Origin of the sequence: Effusibacillus consociatus (assembly GCF_042652925.1) — a bacterium.
Lineage (GTDB): Bacteria > Bacillota > Bacilli > Tumebacillales > Effusibacillaceae > Effusibacillus > Effusibacillus consociatus.
Window position 1 is genome coordinate 21,749 of record NZ_JBHSHC010000027.1, and the last position, 6,535, is coordinate 28,283.

Genomic DNA, 6,535 nt, shown 5'->3' on the forward strand with positions numbered 1-6,535 from the left:
CTACAATAACCAAGAGGTGATGGAGTTGATCGATCCGGTAGCATTTTCGATAGGGCCGATTTCCGTTCATTGGTACGGAATCATTATGACAAGCGCTTTTGTTCTTGGGGTACTCCTTGCACAATATCATGCAAAGAAGCACAATATAGATCCCGAGCACATCCTTAACATGGCAATGTATATCATTCCCTTGGCTATAATCGGCGCACGTACGTACTATGTGATTTTTGAATGGGAAAATTACAAGGACAACATTCTGGAGGCTTTTGCGATTTGGCATGGAGGTCTCGCCATCCATGGCGGTTTGATTGGCGGTTTTCTCGGCGGTCTCCTGTATGTTCGCAGACATAAGCTGCCGTTTTTATTGTTCGGAGATTTAATGATGCCAAGTGTGATATTGGGACAGGCAATTGGCCGCTGGGGCAACTTTATCAATCAAGAAGCCCACGGGGATCAGGTTCCTGAAGAGTTCATGAATATGTTTCCGAAGTTTATTAAGGATCAGATGTTCATTCACGGTTCTTACTACGAGCCTACGTTTTTGTATGAATCGATGTGGAACCTGCTCGTGTTTGCGATTCTGATGTTCATGCTGCACAAGTTCAAGAAGTTTGACGGACAGATTTTGTTCTCGTACATGATTCTTTACTCCATTGGCCGTTTCTTTATTGAAGGATTGCGGACGGACAGTTTGATGCTCGGGCCGATACGGGTCGCCCAGCTGGTAAGCCTGACACTGATCGTCTTGGGAATCGCGCTTCTGATTTGGGCATGGCGTAGAGGACAAAATCAGCAGCACACTCAAAACGAAACTCCGGTTTAGAACCGGAGTTATTTTTTTCCCCTCCGGACCACCAGCTTGGTATATAATGGAACAAAAGTCCCGGAGGTTCACTCATGACTTTCCCCGTTTATATTCATATCGGTCCTGTCTCCCTGCATCCGCATCTCCTTTTTGAGACGCTCGCATATTTCGTCGGCTGGACCCAGTTGGTGATCGTGATCCCTTTGGCGATCATTTTACAAGGTTATGTGCGGACCGTACAGGGGATTTTGATTGGAGCGAGAATCACGTTTCTTCTGACTTCAGCTTGTGCCGGCCTCTTTTTGACCCAGTTCGGTTAAACGGGAGAGTTCGTGATCAATCCGAGAGCTTTTGAGTTAGGGTGACTTGACTCGCGGCTTGTCCTTGCCTTATGATTGAAACAACAAAAGTATACCCTCCAAAGGGGAGTAGCTAGCAGAGCGTTTCAGTCGTGGATACCCCCACATAACGCTCTGACACAAAGTCGTCACTTCGGGATGTATATCCCCGGCTTTGTAGACAACGAACACGTTGTTAGCAAGACCTTTGCCATTCATGGCGAAGGTCTTTTTCTGTTTGGGGAGCGACCTTTGCCCATGTGCGAGGGTCGCTTTTTATTTGGGAGATTCCCCAAAAAAATTGTTTGGAGGAGTGGTGAGAGATGGAGGTTTTTACACCGGAGTTTTTTTCTGCGCTGATGGCCATCATTGTAATTGATATGGTCTTGGCCGGCGACAATGCCATTGTGATCGGGTTGGCGGCAAGAAATCTGCCGAAGGAAAAGCAAAAAATGGTCATCTTCTGGGGAACGTTCGGAGCGATTGTGCTGCGTGCTGTTGCCACGTTAACCGTGGTTTGGCTGCTGCAGATTCAAGGGCTCCTGTTAATCGGCGGCTTGGTGTTGATTTGGATTGCCTACAAACTTTTAACAGAGGAGAAGAAGCACGAACTGAAGTCAGCAGATACAATTTGGGCGGCTGTTCGCACTATCGTGATTGCCGATGCGGTGATGGGGATTGATAATGTCCTGGCAGTGGCAGGGGCTGCACACGGAAATTTCCTATTGGTGATTCTTGGCTTATTGATCAGTGTGCCGATTGTGGTTTGGGGCAGCACGGTGTTTATAAAATTGACGGATCGCTATCCGGCGATCATTCAGATTGGAGCCGGTGTACTTGCTTGGACAGCAGCCAAGATGATCGCAGACGAACCTTTACTCAAAGCCTACTTTACTCATCCGGTTCTGTATTGGGGACTGATTGTAGGGGTGATAGCCGGTGTGCTGCTGGCCGGGAAAGTGAAGTCCCAACGGCGGAAAGCAGTTGCGGAAGGGCAGGGACAGGTGGTGGGGCACTAAAATCGATCTGCAATAAAGACAGGAGTGCCTTATGAGCTCCTGTCTTGCCATTTCCGATTCCTATAAACTAATAGCATTCGCAAAAAGAAGGGATAATAATGTCTTGGATTATGGCCCGGATTATGGGTGTCGCCCCTTCAAACTTTAGACAAAAAACCGCCAATATTCCGTCAAATACGACTGGCGGACATGGGGTTTTCCGAGGGTAAATTTGATTATTATAAGGTTAGGAGCTTCGAAGGAGGGGAAGAGAGTATGGAATTGGATACATTCATGCTAAGTCGAATCCTAACCGCGTTAACGCTGGGTTTTCATATTATTTTTGCCACAATAGGGGTCGGTGTTCCTGTCATGATCATGATTGCAGAGTGGATGGGAATTCGAAAAAAAGACCCGCACTATTTCCTTTTGGCAAGAAGATGGGCCCGAGGTTTTACAGTCACCGTTGCCGTCGGAGTTGTAACGGGTACCTGTATTGGATTGCAGCTGTCTCTTCTCTGGCCGAGGTTCATGCAAATGGCGGGACAAGTCATCGCACTGCCACTGTTTTTAGAGGTTTTCGCATTTTTCTTTGAAGCGATTTTCTTGGGGATTTATCTCTATACATGGGATCGGTTCCGCAATCGGCTCTCTCACTGGTTATTGGTTATCCCTGTTGTGATCGGTTCTTCGGCGTCCGCTTTCTTTATTACGACCGTCAATGCGTTCATGAATACACCGCAAGGATTCCGGTTTGAAAATGGGGTCATCACAGGCATCGAACCGATCAAGGCGATGTTTAACCCTGCAACTCCAACGAAGGTGGCGCATGTTCTTTCATCGGCGTATTTGACGGCGGCCTTCGTTCTTGCAGCCATTACTGCCTGGTTCATCCTGCGGGGCAAGCGCAGCGAATATTACCGCAAGGCGCTTCGTCTCACAATGGCCTGGAGTTTGATTTTTGCTGTATCAACCGCAATTATCGGGGATCTGTCGGGAAAATTCCTGGCCGACTACCAACCGGAAAAATTGGCTGCCGCCGAATGGCACTTTGAGACCCAACGGCAGGCAGACCTGATCATTGGCGGTGTGTTGGATAAAGAAACGAACGAGGTCAAAGGTGCGCTTGAAATTCCCGGTGCTTTAAGCATTCTTGCACATGGAAGCCCAAACGCTGAGGTAAAGGGATTGAACGAGTTCCCGCAAGAGCTTTGGCCTCCGCTGTACGTACATTATTTGTTTGATTTAATGGTGGGAATCGGCTTTTATTTAACGATTGTGGCTTCCTTGTTCATCTGGGCACGGGTTTGGAAGAAACGATATGAATGGAATCCCTGGCTGCTCCGGTTGATTGTGCTGGGTGGGCCGCTTTCGATGGCCGCTATCGAATTTGGTTGGATCTTCACGGAAGTGGGCCGCCAGCCTTGGATTTTACGTGGGTATATGCGTACGGGCGAAGGTGTCACCTCGGCTGCGAATGTGGGAGAGATGCTGGTCCTTTTTGGAGCTTTGTACTTGGCGTTAGGCACTGTCTGCAGCTATGTTCTGCTCCGAATGTTCCGTAAGAATCCGCCGGAACTCGAGATGCAAAATCGGGGAATCAAGGAGTGAGTCGCATGTCGATTGAAGTCATTGGAATCACGGTTCTCTGGATCTTCCTGTATGGATATGTATTTGTCGCATCGGTTGATTTCGGGGCAGGCTTTTTCTCCTATTACGGAAAGGTTACGGGAAAAGGCGAGATCATTAATGCAGTGATCAACCGCTATTTGTCACCTGTTTGGGAAGTGACGAACGTATTCCTGATCTTCTTTATTGTAGGGATAGTCGGCTTTTTCCCGGACACCGCGTACTATTATGGAACGGCTCTGTTGGTTCCGGGAAGCATTGCCTTGGTCTTGATCGCAATTCGCGGATCGTTCTATGCATTCAACCATTACGGACATACGACAAATAATTTTTACCTGTTCCTGTATGGAACCACGGGCTTGTTGATTCCCGCTTCTCTTGCGACGATTCTCACCATTTCCGAGGGCGGATTTATCGTAAAACAAGGGAATGAAGTTGTGCTGTTGATGGAGAAGCTCTTTATGAGTCCGTATTCATGGTCGGTCGTTTTTCTTGCTCTTGTCAGCGTGCTGTTTATAAGTTCAAGCTTTCTGACTTACTATGCCCACAAAGCAGAAGACCACGGGGCAGAAGAGCTGCTGCGGATTTGGGCCCTGTTCTGGAGCTTCCCAACCATTTTTGCCAGCTTTCTCGTGTTTGTATCGTTACGCAATCATAATCTTGAGCATTTTAACTCGATGTTGGATCACAGTTGGTACTTTACGCTCTCACTCGCGTTCTTCCTGTTAGCGGTTGGTCTTATCATGAGACGAAAATCCTACGGGCTTGCATTCGTGTTGGTGATGCTGCAGTTTGCCAGCGCATTTTTCGGATACGGGAAGTCTCATCTGCCGTACCTGCTCTATCCTTATGTGACGATTCATTCGGGTGTAACCAACCCTGTGATGGGAGAAGCTCTGATCTGGGCGTTTATAGGAGGGCTGTCCTTGTTGGTGCCTTCCCTGTATCTGTTGCTGAAACTGTTCCTGTTCGATGCGAAATATGTGAAGGGAGCCAAGTGAGATGACGAACCAACTGCCTCCAAAAACCTGCTCAATCGATCGGATGATTACAAAGGAAGAAGATATTCAACGAGTCCTGGAAGGTGAAAAAACGGCCACGCGGCGCAACGGTCGTTACGCAGACCCCGGTGAGGTCTGGGAAGTTGGCGGACGGAAGTTTGAGGTTTACAATGTGTTTCAGCAATCCCTCGGAGAGATGACGGACGAGGATGCGCGAAGTGAGGGATTCCCGAATATGGAGTCTTACAAAAACCACATTCTGTCGATTCATCCGGGAATGCCGTGGGGTCCGAAGATGAAAGTATGGGTGCATGAGTTTCGCGAAGTGTAAAGGTGGATGCCGCTGGGGTAAGTCTCTGGCGGCTTTTTTGTTGAAACTAAAACACAGTTTGTGACGTCTATAACATTAGAGCGGAGATAGTCACTAGCTTATTGTTGCAATACACTTCCGTCACCGGAGATAAGAGTTTCCTCACATTTGATATTGAAGTGGTAAGAACCTTTACCAACTCCAGTCCACTGATAGTAGTAAATCGTTTTGTCTGGACCATAAAAATATTTTACAGTAGTTAATTTATCATCGCCATACCAATGGTTTCTGTAGAGCGTTATGTAATAGGTTCCGGATTTATTTTCACCGTTTGAAGTCCACGCCCTTGAATCAATTTCGACATCGGTACCTGTTACATCAAAATTTCTTGAATTCATCCCGGTATAAGATACCCCTTCAAAGGTGAAATCAAAGAGTTTTGAATAAGCTTCGATACCGACTTGTTCAGTCGTTGACTGGATTTCAACAGATGTCGACTCCTTCGGTTTCGCAGTCTGTACGTCTCCCTTTTTGATGGATTCTTGGATCTGCTCATTCTCTCCTGCTTTAGCCGGGTTTGTCTGGGGGTTCAATTGCATAACTTGAACGGCTCGCTTGTCTGTGGATTTGTCATCGGATTTAGCCAAAGTAGGTGCGCCGATGGCAGTTGCCACCAGTGCGGTTGATAATGCACTTGAAAGTAATGCCTTCTTTTTCATAATACATTCCTCCTAATGAATTTTAGTTATATATTCCAATAATGGAAAATATATGTTATACTAACTGTAACTAGTAATAACGAGGTGTGTCTAGTGAGCATTTTACTTAAAAAGGGAAATTATCTGGTTATATCTCTTGTTATCGCAATATTTTTCCTGTTTATTGCATTTTTTACAAATGCAACATCACCTTCATCAACTGAACCTGTACAAGTTCTTGAAAATTATTTAAATTCTGTTAAAAATATGGATGTGGATCGAGCAGCCACCTACGTGATTGACGAAAGATATAAGGATAACGGGACAAAGATAAAGTCATATAAAAAGATGTTCCAAGAGGAAAAGCTTGCGAACTATAAGATTGAAAGCGTTAAATTCGAAGATAAACAACACGCTCTTGTGGAAACGACCCTTGAGATAGAGGGAGGGCCCAAAGTGAAAAATAATTTTAAGCTGATTGAGCAAGATGGACAGTGGAAAGTATTTTTTTCAAACAAATAGATTCCTGAAATATTCATAGGTGCTTAGAACGATTGGGTGAAATGGAATATTTTGTTATATTTTACCGTATTTGTGAAACGATCAGTCTGCTCGGTATCAGAGAGTAGTCACCTACTCTCTTTGAGTATGGATATTAATTCATTATTTAGATAAATATGGATGTCGAATGACATACGTATCCGTTGGATCAATGAGCATTTTTTTTAAATGTCTATCATTCACAGTCCATCAACC

8 protein-coding genes are annotated in these 6,535 nt (G+C 45.8%); 7 read left to right on the plus strand and 1 reads right to left on the minus strand.

What is annotated here, in order from left to right; genetic code table 11:
* The first annotated feature begins 25 nt into the window (after positions 1 to 25).
* From lgt to ACFO8Q_RS04510, 6 genes are all read left to right on the plus strand, one after another.
* On the plus strand, positions 26 to 823 hold the full coding sequence (gene lgt, locus ACFO8Q_RS04485) for a prolipoprotein diacylglyceryl transferase (protein WP_380024541.1): 798 nt from the start codon (positions 26 to 28) through the stop codon (positions 821 to 823).
* Between the two features lie 74 nt (positions 824 to 897).
* On the plus strand, positions 898 to 1,125 hold the full coding sequence (locus ACFO8Q_RS04490) for a hypothetical protein (protein WP_380024542.1): 228 nt from the start codon (positions 898 to 900) through the stop codon (positions 1,123 to 1,125).
* Between the two features lie 341 nt (positions 1,126 to 1,466).
* Complete coding sequence (locus tag ACFO8Q_RS04495; protein ID WP_380024543.1) at positions 1,467 to 2,162, plus strand: TerC family protein; 696 nt, start codon at positions 1,467 to 1,469, stop codon at positions 2,160 to 2,162.
* A 255-nt stretch (positions 2,163 to 2,417) separates the two neighbouring features.
* A complete protein-coding gene (locus tag ACFO8Q_RS04500; RefSeq protein ID WP_380024544.1) occupies positions 2,418 to 3,752 on the plus strand; it encodes a cytochrome ubiquinol oxidase subunit I in 1,335 nt (444 codons plus the stop codon).
* A 5-nt stretch (positions 3,753 to 3,757) separates the two neighbouring features.
* Positions 3,758 to 4,771 carry a cytochrome d ubiquinol oxidase subunit II gene (locus ACFO8Q_RS04505; RefSeq protein WP_380024545.1) on the plus strand — a complete coding sequence of 338 codons (1,014 nt, stop codon included), beginning with the start codon at positions 3,758 to 3,760 and terminating at the stop codon, positions 4,769 to 4,771.
* Position 4,772: 1 nt separating this feature from the next.
* Positions 4,773 to 5,102, plus strand: a complete 330-nt coding sequence (locus ACFO8Q_RS04510; protein ID WP_380024546.1) for an ASCH domain-containing protein — start codon at positions 4,773 to 4,775, stop codon at positions 5,100 to 5,102.
* 98 nt (positions 5,103 to 5,200) lie between these two features.
* Here ACFO8Q_RS04510 and ACFO8Q_RS04515 read toward each other — a convergent pair whose 3' ends face one another.
* Positions 5,201 to 5,800, minus strand: coding sequence for a hypothetical protein (locus ACFO8Q_RS04515; protein WP_380024547.1), 600 nt, complete (start codon positions 5,798 to 5,800; stop codon positions 5,201 to 5,203).
* Positions 5,801 to 5,893: 93 nt separating this feature from the next.
* On the opposite strand from ACFO8Q_RS04515, the gene ACFO8Q_RS04520 reads away from it, so the two are divergent.
* Complete coding sequence (locus ACFO8Q_RS04520; protein WP_380024548.1) at positions 5,894 to 6,301, plus strand: hypothetical protein; 408 nt, start codon at positions 5,894 to 5,896, stop codon at positions 6,299 to 6,301.
* Positions 6,302 to 6,535: the final 234 nt, after the last annotated feature.

Coding starts and splice junctions, on each gene's coding strand:
- ACFO8Q_RS04490 (WP_380024542.1), top strand. CDS start 898: ATGACTTTCCCCGTTTATATTCATATCGGTCCTGTCTCCCTGCATCCG.
- ACFO8Q_RS04495 (WP_380024543.1), top strand. CDS start 1,467: ATGGAGGTTTTTACACCGGAGTTTTTTTCTGCGCTGATGGCCATCATT.
- ACFO8Q_RS04500 (WP_380024544.1), top strand. CDS start 2,418: ATGGAATTGGATACATTCATGCTAAGTCGAATCCTAACCGCGTTAACG.
- ACFO8Q_RS04505 (WP_380024545.1), top strand. CDS start 3,758: ATGTCGATTGAAGTCATTGGAATCACGGTTCTCTGGATCTTCCTGTAT.
- ACFO8Q_RS04510 (WP_380024546.1), top strand. CDS start 4,773: ATGACGAACCAACTGCCTCCAAAAACCTGCTCAATCGATCGGATGATT.
- ACFO8Q_RS04515 (WP_380024547.1), bottom strand. CDS start 5,800: ATGAAAAAGAAGGCATTACTTTCAAGTGCATTATCAACCGCACTGGTG.